Origin of the sequence: Corynebacterium sp. KPL2895, assembly GCF_040225815.1 — a bacterium.
GTDB lineage: Bacteria > Actinomycetota > Actinomycetes > Mycobacteriales > Mycobacteriaceae > Corynebacterium > Corynebacterium rhinophilum.
Map to the genome: position 1 here is coordinate 1 of NZ_JBEHFY010000019.1, position 15774 is coordinate 15774.

Below are 15774 nucleotides of genomic sequence, written 5' to 3' on the forward strand. Positions count from 1 at the left end.
CTGCCGACCGTTGAGGTTTCCACCATGCCCCAGACGTGCACGACGTCGACGCCGTAATGCTCCTCCCACATCTTGATAAGCTGCGGCGGCACAGGGGAGCCGCCGGCGAAAATTTCCGTCAGCGTCATGCGCTCTGGCGGATTGTGCATGTAGTGCACGAAGAGCTGGATCCAGATGGTGGGCACGCCGTGGGCCACGCGCGGCGACGTGGCTGCAATGACCTTGGCGAGGGTGGGGGCGGAGACATCGGCATCGGGAAGCACGAGCGGGGTGCCCGTCATGAAACACGTAAAGGGAACGCCCCAGCTCAGCACGTGGTAGATGGGAATGCAGCACAGGAAGGTCTCGCCGTGGGTAATGCACAGCGAATCCGAGGAACGCAGCTGCATGGCCTCGAGGTAAAGCGAGCGATGGGAATATAAAACACCCTTCGGTGCGCCGGTGGTGCCGGTGGAATAACACAATGCGGCGGCGGTGCGCTCATCGAGCTCGGGCCAATCGTAGATGGTAGAGCGGCCATCCAGCAGCGCCTCGTAGGAATAAAACTCGATGCCGCGCGGAAAATGGTGGGCAAAGCGCTGCGGCGATTGGGAACCGGTAAAAATCACCGAATGCACAGATCGCGCGCCGTTTAAAACCGTGCCCAACTGCGGGGCGAGCCGGGGATCGCACACGATGACGGAGACCTCGGCGTGGCTGATGATGTGGCGAATCTGGTCATTCATTAGCTGCTTATTCAGCGGGGTGAAAACCGCGCCCTTGCAGGCAGAGCCAAACATGACCTCGAGGTGCTCAGCGCAATTCCACATGAAGCTACCCACGCGCTGATCGCCGGTGATGCCAAGGTCATCGTGTAAAACATGGGCAAAGGCTGCTGCGCGTGCAGCGATATCGCGGAAGGTAACCTTTTCTGCGGGGCCAAACTCGGACCCGGTTCCCTCGCCGTGCCAAGTGGTAACAGTGGTATTGCCGTGCACTGACGCGCCGTATTCCAAAATACGGGTTAAAGACAGGGGAATATCCATCATCGTGGAAAGCATGCTTCCACTGTAGCGGTGTCCAAGTACTCACCGCGAAGCGAATGCGCTATAATTGCCTTCGACTGATAGGAAAGCGGGAAAATCTTCCCAATCCTATGCAATCGGGCCCAGTGACAGGTCCCATCGTTATACATTGCCCACAGTCGTTTCTTGAATTCTTCCGCCCCCGCGTACTGGCTACAAGGGGGATTTCCCTTAAGGTAACCGGAAGAGGCCTCATGCTTATTGCCCCGGCAAGGCGCGTTAGCGCCTTGGCACGAGGGCGAAAAGATAAGAAAAATACACATCGGCTTCCAGTGCACCCGCCCAAGCTTCCCTGAAGTGGGGGAGGGCGGATCCCAACTATGGACCTGGTCAAGCAACGAAAGGATATCCGTGAGCGATACGGACAACACCGCGGCACAGGATCTCGCATCCCTGAAGCTGCCGGAATTGCGCAAAATGGCCGCCGAGCGCGGTCTTCGCGGCGTTTCAGCCCTGCGCAAAGGGGATCTCATCACCGCCATTAAGACCGGTCAGGTTCCCGCAAAGGCGAAGGCAAAAATAGAGCAGGCAGAAAAGGCAGAAAAGGCCGAGAAATCCGCGAAGGATGCGGCGCCTGCCAAGCAGAAAGATAAGCCGTCCAAGAAGGATGACCGCGGCGACAGCGATAACGGCAAGTCCGGCGAACACCAGGACAACCGCGGCAAAGACCGCAAGGACAACGGCGACGACCAGCGCTATGAGTCGCGGTCGCAGGCCCGCCGCGCGCGCCGCAATCGCGCCCGCCGCCAGGAGCGCCAAGAGCAGGGCGACAATAACCGGGGTGATGCGCAGGAGCAGAACCAGAATCGCCACCAGGACCGCCGCGAGGACTCCCAGGATGGCTCCGATAACCAGGGGGACAAGCAGGGCGAGAAGAACGGCGAAAATAATCACCGCAATAATCGCAATGACGATAATAATTTTGACCGCGGTAACCGCCGCGGCCGTCGCAACCGCCGGAATCGCCGGGGTGGCCGGGGCAATAATGATAACCACGGCGGCGGCAATGACCTGCAGGTACGCGAGGGCGATGAGCTGCAGGCTGTCGGCGGCATCTTGGATGTCGTAGACAATAACGTCTCATTCCTGCGCACCACTGGGTACCGCGCGGGCGATGCGGATGTCTTTGTTAATAAGAACATCGTGCGCCGTTTGGGTCTGCGCTCTGGCGATGCCATTACCGGTCAGGTCAAGGTGGCTGGGCCTACCCACACGCACGGCAATGGCCGCAACCGCCGCAAGTACAACCAGTTGGTGCAGGTCGACACCGTCAATGGGATCGATCCCGAAGAGGCAAAGCAGCGCCCGCACTTTAATAAGCTCACGCCGCTGTATCCCAATCAGCGCCTGCGCTTGGAAACGGACCCGAAGATCCTGACCACCCGCGTCATCGACCTGATTATGCCGATTGGTAAGGGTCAACGCGCGCTCATCGTCTCGCCGCCGAAGGCCGGTAAGACCACGATCTTGCAAAACATCGCGAATGCGATTGCTACCAATAACCCCGAGTGCTACCTCATGGTGGTGCTGGTGGATGAGCGCCCTGAAGAGGTCACGGACATGCAGCGCTCCGTGAAGGGTGAGGTCATTTCTTCTACCTTTGATCGCCCGCCATCAGAGCACACCTCCGTCTCCGAGCTGGCCATCGAGCGCGCAAAGCGCCTGGTGGAGCAGGGCAAGGATGTCGTGGTGCTGCTGGATTCCATCACCCGCTTGGGCCGCGCGTACAACAACTCCTCCCCGGCATCGGGCCGCATCCTGTCTGGTGGTGTGGATTCCAATGCGCTCTACCCACCAAAGCGCTTCTTGGGCGCTGCCCGCAATATTGAAGAGGGCGGTTCGCTGACCATCATCGCCACCGCGATGGTGGAGACCGGTTCTACCGGCGATACCGTCATCTTCGAAGAATTCAAGGGGACGGGTAACGCAGAGCTGAAGCTGGACCGCGGGATCTCGGAGCGCCGCGTATTCCCGGCTGTGGACGTCAACCCCTCCGGTACCCGCAAGGACGAGCTCCTGCTAGTGCCTGAAGAGGCGCGCATCATGACCAAACTGCGCCGCATCTTGTCGGCTCTGGATTCCCACCAGGCAATTGACCTGTTGATCAAGCAGCTTAAGAAGACCCGCTCGAATGGCGAGTTCCTCATGCAGGTAGCTTCTTCTGCACCGATGGCTGCGGATAAGGACGAGGAAGACTATGTCTAATCAAGTTTCCATGGTTGATGACATTGTGTCGGAATACCAGGGCATTGAAATGCAGATGGGCGACCCAGAAATCGCCGGCGATCAGCAGGCTTTTCGCAAGCTGTCCAAGCGGTACGCGGAGTTACGCCCCATCATCATGGTCAACGACGAGCTGACCCAGGCGCGCGAGGATCTCGCGGACGCCAAGGAGATGGCTTATGAAGACCACGACTTCCAGGAAGAAGCGGACCGCCTAGCCGAGTCTGTGGAAGAGCTGGAAGAAAAGTTGGCTGACCTGCTCGCCCCGCGCGATGAGCAGGACTCGGAAGACATCATCATGGAGATCAAGGCCGGTGCCGGCGGCGAAGAGGCCGCGCTCTTTGCCGGCGACTTAGCCCGCATGTACGAGCGTTTTGCCGATAAGATCGACTTTAAGTGGGAGGTCTTGGGCCTTAACGAATCCGACTTGGGCGGCGTGAAGGACATGACTATCTCCTTCCGCGCTAAGTCTCCGACGCGCGATGGCGCGTGGTCCGTCTTCAAATTCGAAGGCGGCGTGCACCGCGTGCAGCGCGTGCCGGTTACGGAGTCGCAGGGGCGCATTCAGACTTCTGCCGCCGGTGTGCTGGTGTACCCGGAGCCCGAAGAGGTCGAATCGGTCAATATCGATGACAAGGATATCCGCGTCGACGTGTATCGTTCCTCCGGTAAGGGCGGTCAGGGCGTGAACACCACCGACTCGGCGGTGCGCATTACCCACCTGCCCACGGGGTTGATTGTTACCTGCCAAAAGGAACGCTCGCAGATCCAGAACAAGGCACGTGCCCTGCAGGTGCTGCAGGCACGCCTGGACCAGATGGAACGCGATGCCCGCGAGGCCGAGGCTGGCGAGCAGCGCGCCTCCCAGGTGCGCACCATGGACCGCTCCGAGCGCGTGCGCACCTATAACTGGCCGGAAAACCGCATTACGGATCACCGCATTGGCTACAAGGCCAATAACCTGGATTCCGTATTGAACGGCGATATGCAGGATCTCATCAAGGCTCTGCAGGACCAGGAGCGCGCCGAGCGCCTTGAGGCCGAGGGATAATAGCGGTCGATGGATTCGTACGGTGAGGCGCTGCGCCAAGGGGTGCAGCGCCTTCGCGTTGCTGGAGTAGGAAGCCCCGAATGGGATGCGCGCATCCTCATCTCACACCTCATTCACTGCGGGCATTTGAATATTCCGCTGCATGAGCCACCCATGCCCGGCTTTGACGTGGCCTTTGAAGCGCTTTTGCGTAGACGGGAACAGCGCGAGCCGCTGCAATACGTGCTGGGCACGGCGTGGTTTGGGCCCCTAGACCTAAAGGTGGGGCCAGGCGTGTTCATTCCACGCCCGGAAACGGAGGTGATGGCGGATTGGGCGGTCCACCACGCACCCGGCCCGCGCATGGTGGATTTGTGCTCGGGTTCGGGCGCGCTGGCGCTCTACCTGCAGCATTACGTACCGCAGGCGGAGGTGAGGGCGGTCGAGCTTTCCGATGCCGCCCTCGAGTTCACCCGCGCCAATACCAACGGCACCGGGGTAGAGGTGGTGCAGGCGGACGCGACCGACAGCCAGACTCTGGCGGATTGGAATGGCACGGTCGATCTCGTAGTGACCAACCCGCCTTATGTACCGGAAGATCCGAACCTGCAACCGGAGGTGTATCACGATCCGCACGTGGCTGTCTTCGGTGGCGATGACGGCATGGGAGTAATCCGCGGGTTGACTCCCACCATCGCCAGGCTTTTGCGGCCTGGTGGGGTCATGGCGATTGAACACGACGACACGACTGGCGATGTCGTGCGCGATGCGGTGCGTGACCACGGTGGCTTTTCCCATATCGCGCCGCTTAGGGACTTAACAGGCACGCCGCGCTTTATTACCGCGCAGCGCGCGGTAAACTAAGGCATCACCGTCGGGCAAGAAGGGGATTATTGATGCAAGGAAAAATTTATAATTGCGCCGATGACACCGAGCGTGAGGAAGGCGTGAGTATCGCCACCAAGGCCGCCAAGTCTGGGCGGCTTGTGGTCATGCCCACCGATACGCTTTACGGTTTGGGCTGCGATGCCTTCGATAATGACGCGGTAGCCAATCTGCTTGCCACCAAGCAGCGTGGGCCGGATATGCCGGTTCCCGTGCTCGTCGGCTCCTGGAACACCGTTCGCGGCCTCGTCGCCTCGTACCCCGATTCCACCCGCGACCTCGTCGAAGCCTTTTGGCCAGGCGGACTATCCATCGTCGTGCCTCAGGCCCCGTCCCTGCCGTGGAACTTAGGTGATACCCGCGGTACCGTCATGCTGCGGATGCCCCTTCACCCGATTGCCATCGAGCTTTTGCGCGAGGTGGGGCCGATGGCGGTTTCTTCTGCCAATATTTCTGGCCACCAACCGCCGACGACCGCGCAAATGGCCAAGGCTCAATTGGGCAAGGCCGTCACTGTGTATTTGGACGGGGGAGAAACGGACATCGGCAAGCCCTCGACCATCATCGACCTCTCCGGTGACCATCCATTCCTACTGCGCGAGGGTGCATTATCCGCGGAGGAAATCGGTGAGGTCTTGGGCGTCTCCGCTGACTCGTTGCGTACCCGGCCCCAAGGATAGAAGGAGCATTCCGCGTGAGCGGCACTGGCGTACCGCTGCGCGAGTTGGCCTTGGTCATCCTCGTAGCAGCGACATTTACCTACCTGACCACCGGAGTGGTGCGGTCCTTTTTGGTCCGCACGGGCCGGGTGGCAGAAATTCGCCTGCGCGATTCCCACTCCCAGCCGACGCCCCGCATGGGCGGGCTCGCCATGTTTACCGGCTTTGGGGCGGCGATATTCCTCGCAGCCCAGCTCCCAGCCTTGACTCGCGGGTTTATGCCCGTGACCCCAGAGATGAGTGCGGTGTTGTGGGCGGCGCTGGCCATTGTGCTTTTGGGGATTGCCGATGACTACCTGGAACTCGGGGCCCTCATTAAACTTTTTGGGCAGCTCTTTGCCGCCGCCCTGATGAGTGGTCTGGGCCTAACCTGGACGCTGCTTTTCATTCCCTTCGGCGGCGGCACCACGGTAGTACTCGACCAGATTCAAAGCACCCTCCTTACCGCTTTTTTCACGGTCCTGCTCATCAACGCCATCAACTTCGTTGACGGCCTCGATGGCTTAGCTGCGGGCCTCGGGCTCATCGCGGGCGGCGCCATCTTGGTCTTCTCGCTGACCGTCCTGCATGACCAGGGCGGGGCGGTATCGGCGTATCCACCCGCAATTATTAGCGCCGCTTTGGTGGGGATGTGTGCGGGCTTTTTGCCCCATAACTTTGAGCCCTCCCGAATTTTTATGGGTGATTCCGGCTCCATGCTTATCGGCCTCTTGCTCGCTGCGGCCTCCACCTCCGCCTCCGGCAAGATCAACATGTCCCTCTACGGCACCGTGGACATCGTGGCGCTTTTGTCACCCATCCTCGTGGTGATCGCTGCGGTGTTTATTCCAGTCTTAGACCTTGTCTGGGCGGTAATTCGCCGCCTATCCCAGGGGCGCTCGCCGTTTTCTGCGGATAAGGCACACATCCACCACCGCCTTTTGTCTCTGGGGCATACGCACCGACGCACCGTGCTCGTGTTGTATCTCTGGGTGTCCGCGGTGGCCTTTGGTGCGGTGTCGTTTTCCATGGTGCCAGCGCCAGTTGCAATCGGCCTGTCCATCATGGCGTTGTTGATTGCCTTTGGCGCGACGCTGATTCCACTGCGGCAGGGCAAGATTGGGCTCAGGTCGTCGGATGATTGCGTATTGCGTGACTCGCCGAGTGCGTGAGGTAGGGTGAATGTCCGTGAGTGACACAACGGAAAATCCTAATTTCGATGACCCGCGCCTGCCGCTGCAGCGCGCCGTAAAGAAGGGGTCTACGGCCCTCGGCATCTTTACCATCATTTCTCTCGCCGTCTGGGGTGGGGCACAAGGTGTCGCCGGGCTTTGGGGCGTTCTCGTCGGCGCTGCCCTCGGCGGCGGCTTTGTCCTGTTTACCGCGCTGTCGGTGCTCTTTACCGCCCACTCGACGCCCTCCACCACCATCGCGGTGGTATTGGGCGGTTGGCTTATCAAGTTGATCGTCCTCATCGGAGTTCTGGCCATTATCCGGGACATGGATTTCTATGACACGTGGGCGCTGTTTCTCACCGTCGTCGTAGCACTCATCGTTACCTTAGGCTCTGAGGTCTGGGCCGTGGTCACCTCCAGGATCACCTACGTGTCCTGAGTAGGGCAAAAAGAGTTAAGCCGTCGCGCACCAGGCTTGCGCGGCGGCCTTTTTATGCCTGCATGCTGGCATTAATGGATGCTGGTCACCCCCGAGGAGGTGTGTTGACCTGAGGGTGTGATCAAATGCACGTTTGTGAATTGGGCAGGAATAGCGCGGTTTTGTATGGCAAAAGGTGGAAATGGCGCTATCGGGTGTGGCTTATGGGGCCCCCACGTGCGAAAACTGTTGATCCAGCTGATACGATTTGCAACGGGTTACCGCGGGGTTAAGTGTTGCGCTTGAATCCTGCACGGTAAATCCCTGTCTTGTTCACGCTGATGTGCGACGGAGTCCGTGTTCAAGGCAGAGAGTTTGAGACGTCCATCGCACCACAGAGGCCAGCTATTGGCTGTGTGGCCCGAACACGGGAGAGAACGCTGAGCGTTACAACATTGGCTATGAAAGGGCACTTCCATACGCCCGATCTAGGTGAAGAATTCTTCCCGGGGCAAATTGATGCCGACCATCTGTTTTTCGGCGACTTCGCCGATGGATGGTTCGCGCTTGATCGCCTGATGCTGATTCGCATTTTGATGACGCTAATTGTGGTGATCCTTTTCTGGGCTGCCTTTAAGAACCCTAAGTTGGTTCCTTCTGGCATTCAGAATGTAGGCGAGAATGCGGTCGACTTCGTCCGCGTACATATCGCCGAGGACATTTTGGGTAAGAAGGAGGGAAAGCGATTCCTGCCAATTATCGCTAGCATCTTCTTCGCGGTTCTGTTTATGAACGTCGCGACCGTTATTCCGGGACTTAACGTCTCGCCCAACGGTCGTATTGGTATGCCAATTGTGTTGGCAGCCGTTTCGTACATCGTCATGATTTACGCCGGCGCCAAGCGCTACGGCTTGGGCAAGTTCATTCGCTCCTCCGTAGTGATTCCGAACTTGCCACCGGCACTGCACCTTTTGGTGGTACCGATTGAGTTCTTCTCTACGTTCATTCTGCGACCGGTTACCCTTGCAATTCGTCTCATGGCGAACTTCCTTGCTGGACACATCATCCTGGTTCTTCTCTTCTCTGCTACGAACTTCTTCTTCTGGCAGCTAAATGGTTGGACCGTCCTGTCTGGACTGACCGTGGTCTTGGGCTTGGCTATGAGCCTGTTCGAGATTCTGGTTATCTTCTTGCAGGCGTACATCTTCGCCTTGTTGACGGCGGTGTACATTGAGTTGTCCTTGCACGCTGATTCGCACTAAGGACGAGGTCGACGAGCGCGACCGAGTAATCCACCTAATTACACAACACTGACATTCGGTCCGATACGGACTGAAGATTTTTTACGAAAGGGAACGACTTTCACCATGAACGAAATCATTCTGGCACAGGATGCTGCTACGACGTTCGAAGGCTTCGGCACCATCGGCTACGGCCTGTCTGCTATCGGCCCTGGTATCGGTATCGGCATCGTCGCCGGCAAGACCGTTGAGGCTATGGCTCGCCAGCCGGAGATGGCCGGCCAGCTGCGTACCACCATGTTCCTGGGTATCGCCTTCACCGAGGCCCTGGCCCTTATCGGCCTCGTTGCCGGCTTCCTGTTCTAAAAGTACGAGTTTTCCAAACCGAAACTTTTAAGACGGGAGACCTATGAATAACGTCGTTTATTTCCTTGCAGCAGAGGGCGAGGAGAACCCAGGTTCGGGTAGCTTCTCCGTTCTTCTGCCCAAGAACTATGACATTTTCTGGTCTTTGCTGTGCTTCATCGTAATTCTCTGGTTGTTCTGGAAGTTCGTACTTCCTCGTTACACCAAGTTGCTCGAAGAGCGTGAAGACCGGATTGAGGGCGGCATGAAGCGCGCTGAGGCTCAACAGGCCGAGGCTAAAGCTGCTCTAGAAAAGTACAATGCTCAGCTGGCTGATGCCCGCGCAGAGGCAGCCGAGATCCGCGAGCAGGCGCGCGAGCGCGGCAAGCAGATCGAGGCTGACGCGAAGAGCCAAGCGGAAGAGGAATCCCGCCGCATCGTCGCCAATGGCGAAAAGCAGTTGGAAGCTTCTCGTGCGCAGGTTGTTACTGAGCTGCGTTCCGAAATGGGACAGAACTCCATTAACTTGGCAGAAAAGATTCTGGGCGGCGAGCTTTCTGACGCCTCCAAGAAGTCCTCTACCATCGATGGCTTTTTGTCCGAGCTCGACTCTGTGGCACCGGCCGGAAAGTAGGCAACTATGAAGGCAGCTAGCCGCGAAGCACTCGCGAACTCACAGTCCCGTGTGGATGAAATCCTCGCTGGCGATAAGAACGTCGCTAGTGCAGTCCAAGCGGGCCTAGACATTTTTGAGGTCGTCGACGTTTTGGATGGTGACCGCGAATTGCGCGTGTCCTTCATTGACGTCGCCGCCTCGGCTGAAGCGCGCAAGTCCTTGGCCGAGAATCTCTTTGGCTCCAAGGTTTCTGCCGGTGCCCTGAGCATCCTGCAGGAAGCTGCGGCGAACCAGTGGTCTTCGCCAAAGGACTTCGTCAACGGGCTTGTATCCTTGGGTCGCCGCGCATTGCTGCGCGCCGCCGAGGCGCAGGGCCAGTTGGGCCAGGTCGAAGACGAGCTTTTCCGCTTGGCGCAGATTCTGGACCGCGAGGGCGAGCTTACCCAGCTGCTTTCCGATCGAACTGCTGAATCCGCACGCAAGCGCGGATTGCTGGCAAATGTGCTCTACGGCAAGGTGACGATGTTTACTGAAGCGCTCGCGCTGCAGGCCATCAGCCGCCCAGAGCAGAACCCCATTGATGACGTTGCCGGATTGGCCGATACTGCAGCAGCGCTGCAGGGTCGCACCATCGCGCGCGTAGTCGCTGCGGGTGAATTGAATGAAGGCCAGCAGGCAGTACTCGCTGAGAAGCTGGGCAAAATTTATGGTCGTGCGATGTCCATTCACTCTGAGGTTGACACCAGCCTCCTCGGTGGCATGCGCATCCGCGTCGGCGATGAAATCATTGACGGCTCGACGGCAGGCAAGATTGCCCGCTTCCGTGCCCAGATGGTGTAGCCGAAACGACAGAAACGATTTAAGTAAGTGCTGGAAGATACTACCGAGAGCAGGAAGAACATGGCGGAGCTGACGATCTCCTCCGACGAGATCCGTAGTGCGATTGCGAACTACACCTCGAGCTACTCCGCGGAGGCCTCCCGTGAGGAGGTCGGCGTGGTCATTTCGGCAGCTGACGGTATTGCGCAGGTTTCTGGCCTGCCATCCGTTATGGCGAATGAGCTGCTCGAGTTCCCCGGCGGCGTTATTGGCGTCGCACAGAACCTTGACACTAACTCCATTGGTGTCGTGGTCTTGGGTAACTACGAGTCCCTCAAGGAGGGCGACGAGGTTAAGAGGACCGGTGAGGTCCTTTCCATCCCCGTGGGCGAGGACTTCCTCGGCCGCGTTATTAACCCACTGGGCCAGCCCATCGACGGCTTGGGCCCAATCGAAAGCGAAGAGGAGCGCGTCCTCGAGTTGCAGGCACCTTCCGTGCTGCAGCGCCAGCCGGTTGAAGAGCCAATGCAAACCGGCATCAAGGCTATCGATGCGATGACCCCGATCGGCCGTGGTCAGCGTCAGCTGATCATTGGTGACCGTAAGACCGGTAAGACCGCGGTGACCATCGATACCATTTTGAACCAGAAGGCTAACTGGGAGTCCGGCGACAAGGACAAGCAGGTCCGTTGTATTTACGTCGCCATCGGCCAGAAGGGCTCGACCATCGCCAGCGTGCGCCGCACCCTTGAGGAGCACGGCGCGCTGGATTACACCACCATCGTGGCGGCCCCAGCTTCTGATTCCGCCGGCTACAAGTGGCTGGCACCATTCTCCGGTGCTGCGTTGGGTCAGCAGTGGATGTACCAGGGCAACCACGTCTTGGTCATCTACGATGACTTGACTAAGCAGGCTGAGGCATACCGTGCAATTTCGCTGTTGCTGCGCCGCCCGCCGGGACGCGAGGCCTACCCAGGTGACGTCTTCTACCTGCACTCCCGCTTGCTGGAGCGCGCTGCCAAGCTTTCCGATGACATGGGTGCCGGTTCTATGACCGCACTACCCATCATCGAGACGAAGGCTAATGACGTCAGTGCCTTCATTCCGACCAACGTCATTTCCATTACTGACGGTCAGGTCTTCTTGGAGTCCGACCTCTTCAACCAGGGTGTGCGCCCGGCTATTAACGTCGGTGTGTCCGTCTCCCGTGTTGGTGGTGCGGCACAGACCAAGGGTATGAAGAAGGTTGCCGGTAACCTCCGTCTTGACCTGGCTGCATACCGTGACCTGCAGGCATTCGCTGCTTTCGCATCCGACCTTGACTCTGCGTCCAAGGCGCAGCTGGAGCGCGGTTCCCGCTTGGTTGAGCTGCTGAAGCAGTCCGAGTCCTCGCCACAGCCGGTGGAATACCAGATGGTATCCATTTACCTCGCCGAGGCAGGCGTCTTCGACGTCGTTCCCGTCGAAGACGTTCGCCGCTTCGAGGCCGAGGTGCACGAGTACCTCAACGCCAATACTCCAGAGGTCTTTGAGCAGATCGCCGGCGGCAAGGCGCTTAGCGATGAGTCCAAGGAAGCACTCGAGGCTGCAGCCAAGGAGTTCGCTCCTACGTTCCGCACCTCCGAGGGCACCAACTTGGGCACCGAAGAGCCTGTAGATCCTTTGGACGAAAATGACGTGAAAAGCACCGAGCTCAACGTCTCCCGGAAGACGGCTAAGTAGAGTTCAGCTCTCGTAATTAACCGTCTATATGAAAGAAGGGAGGAGAAACGATGGCTAATCTTCGCGAATTACGCGACCGCATCCGGTCCGTGAACTCGACTAAGAAGATCACTAAAGCCCAGGAGCTCATTGCTACCTCGCGCATTACCAAAGCGCAGGCTCGGGTGGAAGCCTCTCAGCCGTACGCGATTGAGCTGACCAACGTCATGAACAGGTTGGCTGCAGCGTCGACGCTAGAGCACCCTATGCTGCGTGAGCGTGAAGACGGCAATGTCGCCGCGATTCTCGTAATCACCTCTGACCGAGGCATGTGCGGTGGCTACAACAACAACGTCTTCAAGAAGGCAGCCCAGCTCAAGGCCCTCCTCGAAAGCAAGGGCTACGAGGTAGTTCGCTACGTCGCCGGCAGCAAGGGCATCGGCCACTACAACTTCCGTGAGGAAGAGGTAGCGGGCAGCTGGGATGGTTTCTCTCAGGACCCAACCTGGGAGGGCACCCACGATGTGCGTCGCCACATGATCGATGGCTTCGTTGCTGGTTCTAAGGGCACTACCAAGGGCCGCGAGGGCCTGCACGCGGAAGGTGAAGGTGCAGGTGTTACCGGCTTTGACCAGGTGCATGTGGTCTACACCGAGTTTGAGTCCATGCTGACCCAAACCGCGCGTGCACAGCAGCTTTTGCCCGTTGAGCCGGTAGTGCAGGGCGAGGAGTACGAGATGGGTGACTCCGCACTGGAGGATCCGGAGCCAGTGGATAACATTTCCGCGGACTTCGAGTTCGAGCCGGACGCGGATACCCTGATGGACGCGCTGCTTCCGCAGTACGTCTCGCGTATCCTGTTTGCTATGTTCTTGGAGGCTTCGGCTTCCGAGTCCGCTGCACGCCGTACAGCTATGAAATCTGCTACTGACAACGCAACCGAGATGGTCAATGACCTGTCTCGTGTGGCCAACCAGGCCCGTCAGGCGCAGATTACCCAGGAAATTTCAGAGATCGTCGGTGGCGCTGGCGCGCTATCTGACAGCGCAGAAAGTGACTAGATTATGACTACAGCTCTGCAAGAGCAGAATGCACAGTCTTCGGCAGTCGCCGGTCGTGTCGTGCGCGTCATCGGTCCGGTGGTGGACGTGGAATTCCCACGCGAGGCACTTCCGGCCCTGTACAACGCACTCCACGTCGAGATTAAGCTCGAAGCTGTGGCAAAGACCGTCACCCTCGAGGTCGCTCAGCACCTCGGTGACAACCTCGTTCGTACCGTGTCCATGGCACCTACCGACGGCCTTGTCCGTGGCGCCGAGGTAGTCGACTCCGGAGAGCCTATCTCCGTTCCCGTCGGCGACGTCGTCAAGGGCCACGTCTTCAACGCCCTCGGTGACTGCCTCGACGAGCCGGGCCTCGGCCGCGATGGCGAGCAGTGGGGCATCCACCGCGAGCCACCAGCGTTCGACCAGCTCGAGGGCAAGACCGAGATTCTCGAAACCGGTATTAAGGTCATTGACCTGCTGACCCCTTACGTTAAGGGTGGCAAGATTGGCCTCTTCGGTGGTGCAGGTGTGGGTAAGACCGTCCTGATCCAGGAAATGATTACCCGTATTGCCCGCGAGTTCTCCGGTACGTCGGTTTTCGCTGGCGTCGGCGAGCGCACCCGTGAGGGCACCGACCTCTTCCTGGAAATGGAAGAGATGGGCGTTCTGCAAGATACTGCACTTGTCTTCGGCCAGATGGACGAGCCACCAGGAGTCCGTATGCGCGTGGCTCTGTCCGGCCTGACCATGGCGGAGTACTTCCGCGATGTGCAGAACCAGGACGTGCTGCTGTTCATTGACAACATCTTCCGTTTCACCCAGGCCGGCTCCGAGGTATCCACCCTGCTGGGTCGTATGCCTTCCGCCGTGGGTTACCAGCCAACCTTGGCTGATGAGATGGGTGTGTTGCAGGAGCGCATTACCTCCACCAAGGGTCGTTCCATTACCTCTCTGCAGGCCGTTTACGTGCCTGCCGATGACTACACTGACCCGGCCCCAGCTACGACCTTCGCCCACTTGGATGCGACGACCGAGCTGGACCGTGCCATTGCTTCCAAGGGTATTTACCCAGCAGTGAACCCGCTGACCTCTACCTCTCGTATTCTCGAGCCAGGCATTGTGGGCGAGAAGCACTACGAGGTAGCACAGCGCGTCATCGGTATTCTGCAGAAGAACAAGGAACTGCAGGACATCATCGCCATCCTTGGTATGGACGAGCTGTCTGAAGAAGACAAGGTGACCGTGCAGCGTGCCCGCCGTATTGAGCGCTTCTTGGGCCAGAACTTCTTCGTTGCGCAGAAGTTCACTGGCCTGGAGGGTTCTTACGTGCCGCTGCAGGACACCATCGATGCCTTCGAGCGCATCTGCAACGGTGAGTTTGACCACTACCCAGAGCAGGCCTTCAACGGCTTGGGTGGCTTGGACGACGTCGAAGCTGCATACAAGAAGTTGAACGAGAAGTAGGGAGAGGCACATGGCTGACATCACCGCCGAATTGGTTTCCGTCGAGCGCTCATTGTGGTCTGGTCAGGCCTCCATAGTGACGGCTGAGACCACCGAGGGTGAGATCGGCGTGCTTCCCGGTCACGAGCCTGTGATCGGTCAGTTGATCGACAATGGCGTAGTGACCATCCACCCAGTTGATGGCGCGCGGCGCGTTGCCGCCGTCCAGGGTGGCTTCCTCTCCGTTACCCAGGACAAGATTACCGTCCTCGCTGATTGGGCCATCTGGTCCGATGAGGTGGATGAGGCCAAGGCGGAAGAGGATTCCTCTTCGGCTCATGAGCTCACCAAGTCCCGCGGTGAGGCTGCATTGCGTGCACTTCGCCGCGCAGCAAAGGCTGAATAAACCTTGGATTGGTAGGAGAGGGCAGCAATAGCCGCCCTTCCTGCTCTCAGAAAAGCGCACCGGAATTTATCCGGTGCGCTTTTTCACGTTTTCTTTGTCTTTGCCTATTGGCGCAGAAGCGGAATCAGGCGCTACAATCCAAATAAATGTTCTTTCACTAACCAAGGATGGCGTGTGGAGCCCATGAATTCGACGGTTATCTCGGTGGTCCTGTGGGCCTTAGCGTTGGTGGTATTGCTAGTAGTTCTGCTGGCGGCCCTGCGATTTTTTACTCTGCGCTCGCGCGGAACCGCGGTGTTATTGCGCTCAATGCCGGCGAAGGATAGCTTTTCCTGGCGCCATGGCGTGCTGCGCTATACCGGCGAAGTCGTGGAATATTTCAAGCTGCGTTCTGTATTTCCGCGCTATAACTTGTGGTTTAACCGCCTCGACATCACCATTTTGAACTCCCGTTCTTTGGATGATGACGAGGCTTCTTTCATGTCTGATGCCACCGAAGTGGTGCACTTTAGCACCGGGGATGCGGAATACGAGCTGGCTTCCGATTCCCGCGGGATTATGGCTTTCGAAGCTTGGGTCGAGGCGGCGCCGTCCAAGCGGCAACAGCGCTTTGATTACCAGCAGTTGCGAGAGCGAGCCACCCGGCAGTCCAAGCGCCAATAGC

Annotated in this window: 16 protein-coding genes; 15 read left to right on the plus strand and 1 reads right to left on the minus strand. The window is 58.7% G+C overall.

Annotation, left to right across the window (positions count from 1 at the left end; genetic code table 11):
- The coding region (locus ABRP95_RS08905) for an AMP-binding protein (protein WP_349839254.1) at window positions 1-1040 on the minus strand (1040 nt) is incomplete at its 3' end.
- Window positions 1041-1415: 375 nt separating this feature from the next.
- On the opposite strand from ABRP95_RS08905, the gene rho reads away from it, so the two are divergent.
- The 15 genes from rho (at window position 1416) to ABRP95_RS08980 (ending at window position 15773) form a co-directional block, all read left to right on the plus strand.
- Window positions 1416-3269, plus strand: a complete 1854-nt coding sequence (gene rho, locus ABRP95_RS08910) for a transcription termination factor Rho (RefSeq protein ID WP_349839255.1) — start codon at window positions 1416-1418, stop codon at window positions 3267-3269.
- A complete protein-coding gene (gene prfA, locus ABRP95_RS08915; protein ID WP_284769840.1) occupies window positions 3262-4338 on the plus strand; it encodes a peptide chain release factor 1 in 1077 nt (358 codons plus the stop codon). Before rho ends, prfA begins: the two co-directional genes overlap by 8 nt.
- Window positions 4339-4347: 9 nt before the next feature.
- Window positions 4348-5181 (plus strand): peptide chain release factor N(5)-glutamine methyltransferase, encoded by an 834-nt coding sequence (gene prmC, locus ABRP95_RS08920; protein WP_284853521.1) that lies wholly within the window; start codon window positions 4348-4350, stop codon window positions 5179-5181.
- Window positions 5182-5213: 32 nt separating this feature from the next.
- On the plus strand, window positions 5214-5882 hold the full coding sequence (locus tag ABRP95_RS08925) for an L-threonylcarbamoyladenylate synthase (protein ID WP_023026353.1): 669 nt from the start codon (window positions 5214-5216) through the stop codon (window positions 5880-5882).
- Window positions 5883-5896: 14 nt separating this feature from the next.
- Entirely contained in the window at window positions 5897-7072 is a 1176-nt protein-coding gene (locus tag ABRP95_RS08930) for an MraY family glycosyltransferase (RefSeq protein WP_284850267.1), read from the plus strand.
- Window positions 7073-7082: 10 nt separating this feature from the next.
- The gene (locus ABRP95_RS08935; RefSeq protein WP_284769837.1) at window positions 7083-7514 is read left to right on the plus strand and encodes a Cg1360 family ATP-synthase-associated protein; all 432 of its coding nucleotides are present in this window, start codon (window positions 7083-7085) and stop codon (window positions 7512-7514) included.
- Between the two features lie 440 nt (window positions 7515-7954).
- Window positions 7955-8755 carry a F0F1 ATP synthase subunit A gene (atpB, locus tag ABRP95_RS08940; RefSeq protein ID WP_023026356.1) on the plus strand — a complete coding sequence of 267 codons (801 nt, stop codon included), beginning with the start codon at window positions 7955-7957 and terminating at the stop codon, window positions 8753-8755.
- Window positions 8756-8860: 105 nt separating this feature from the next.
- Window positions 8861-9100: an ATP synthase F0 subunit C gene (locus tag ABRP95_RS08945; protein ID WP_349839256.1), complete on the plus strand. Its 240-nt coding sequence runs from the start codon at window positions 8861-8863 to the stop codon at window positions 9098-9100.
- 43 nt (window positions 9101-9143) lie between these two features.
- Window positions 9144-9713: a F0F1 ATP synthase subunit B gene (locus ABRP95_RS08950; RefSeq protein ID WP_296089559.1), complete on the plus strand. Its 570-nt coding sequence runs from the start codon at window positions 9144-9146 to the stop codon at window positions 9711-9713.
- A 6-nt stretch (window positions 9714-9719) separates the two neighbouring features.
- Complete coding sequence (locus ABRP95_RS08955; protein WP_296089561.1) at window positions 9720-10535, plus strand: F0F1 ATP synthase subunit delta; 816 nt, start codon at window positions 9720-9722, stop codon at window positions 10533-10535.
- 60 nt (window positions 10536-10595) lie between these two features.
- On the plus strand, window positions 10596-12236 hold the full coding sequence (gene atpA / locus ABRP95_RS08960; protein WP_349839269.1) for a F0F1 ATP synthase subunit alpha: 1641 nt from the start codon (window positions 10596-10598) through the stop codon (window positions 12234-12236).
- A gap of 50 nt (window positions 12237-12286) precedes the next feature.
- Complete coding sequence (locus ABRP95_RS08965) at window positions 12287-13276, plus strand: F0F1 ATP synthase subunit gamma (RefSeq protein WP_284782567.1); 990 nt, start codon at window positions 12287-12289, stop codon at window positions 13274-13276.
- A 3-nt stretch (window positions 13277-13279) separates the two neighbouring features.
- Window positions 13280-14725 (plus strand): F0F1 ATP synthase subunit beta, encoded by a 1446-nt coding sequence (atpD, locus tag ABRP95_RS08970; RefSeq protein ID WP_005280201.1) that lies wholly within the window; start codon window positions 13280-13282, stop codon window positions 14723-14725.
- Between the two features lie 10 nt (window positions 14726-14735).
- A complete protein-coding gene (locus ABRP95_RS08975) occupies window positions 14736-15110 on the plus strand; it encodes a F0F1 ATP synthase subunit epsilon (protein WP_023026361.1) in 375 nt (124 codons plus the stop codon).
- 183 nt (window positions 15111-15293) lie between these two features.
- A complete protein-coding gene (locus ABRP95_RS08980) occupies window positions 15294-15773 on the plus strand; it encodes a DUF2550 domain-containing protein (RefSeq protein WP_284796330.1) in 480 nt (159 codons plus the stop codon).
- Window position 15774: the final 1 nt, after the last annotated feature.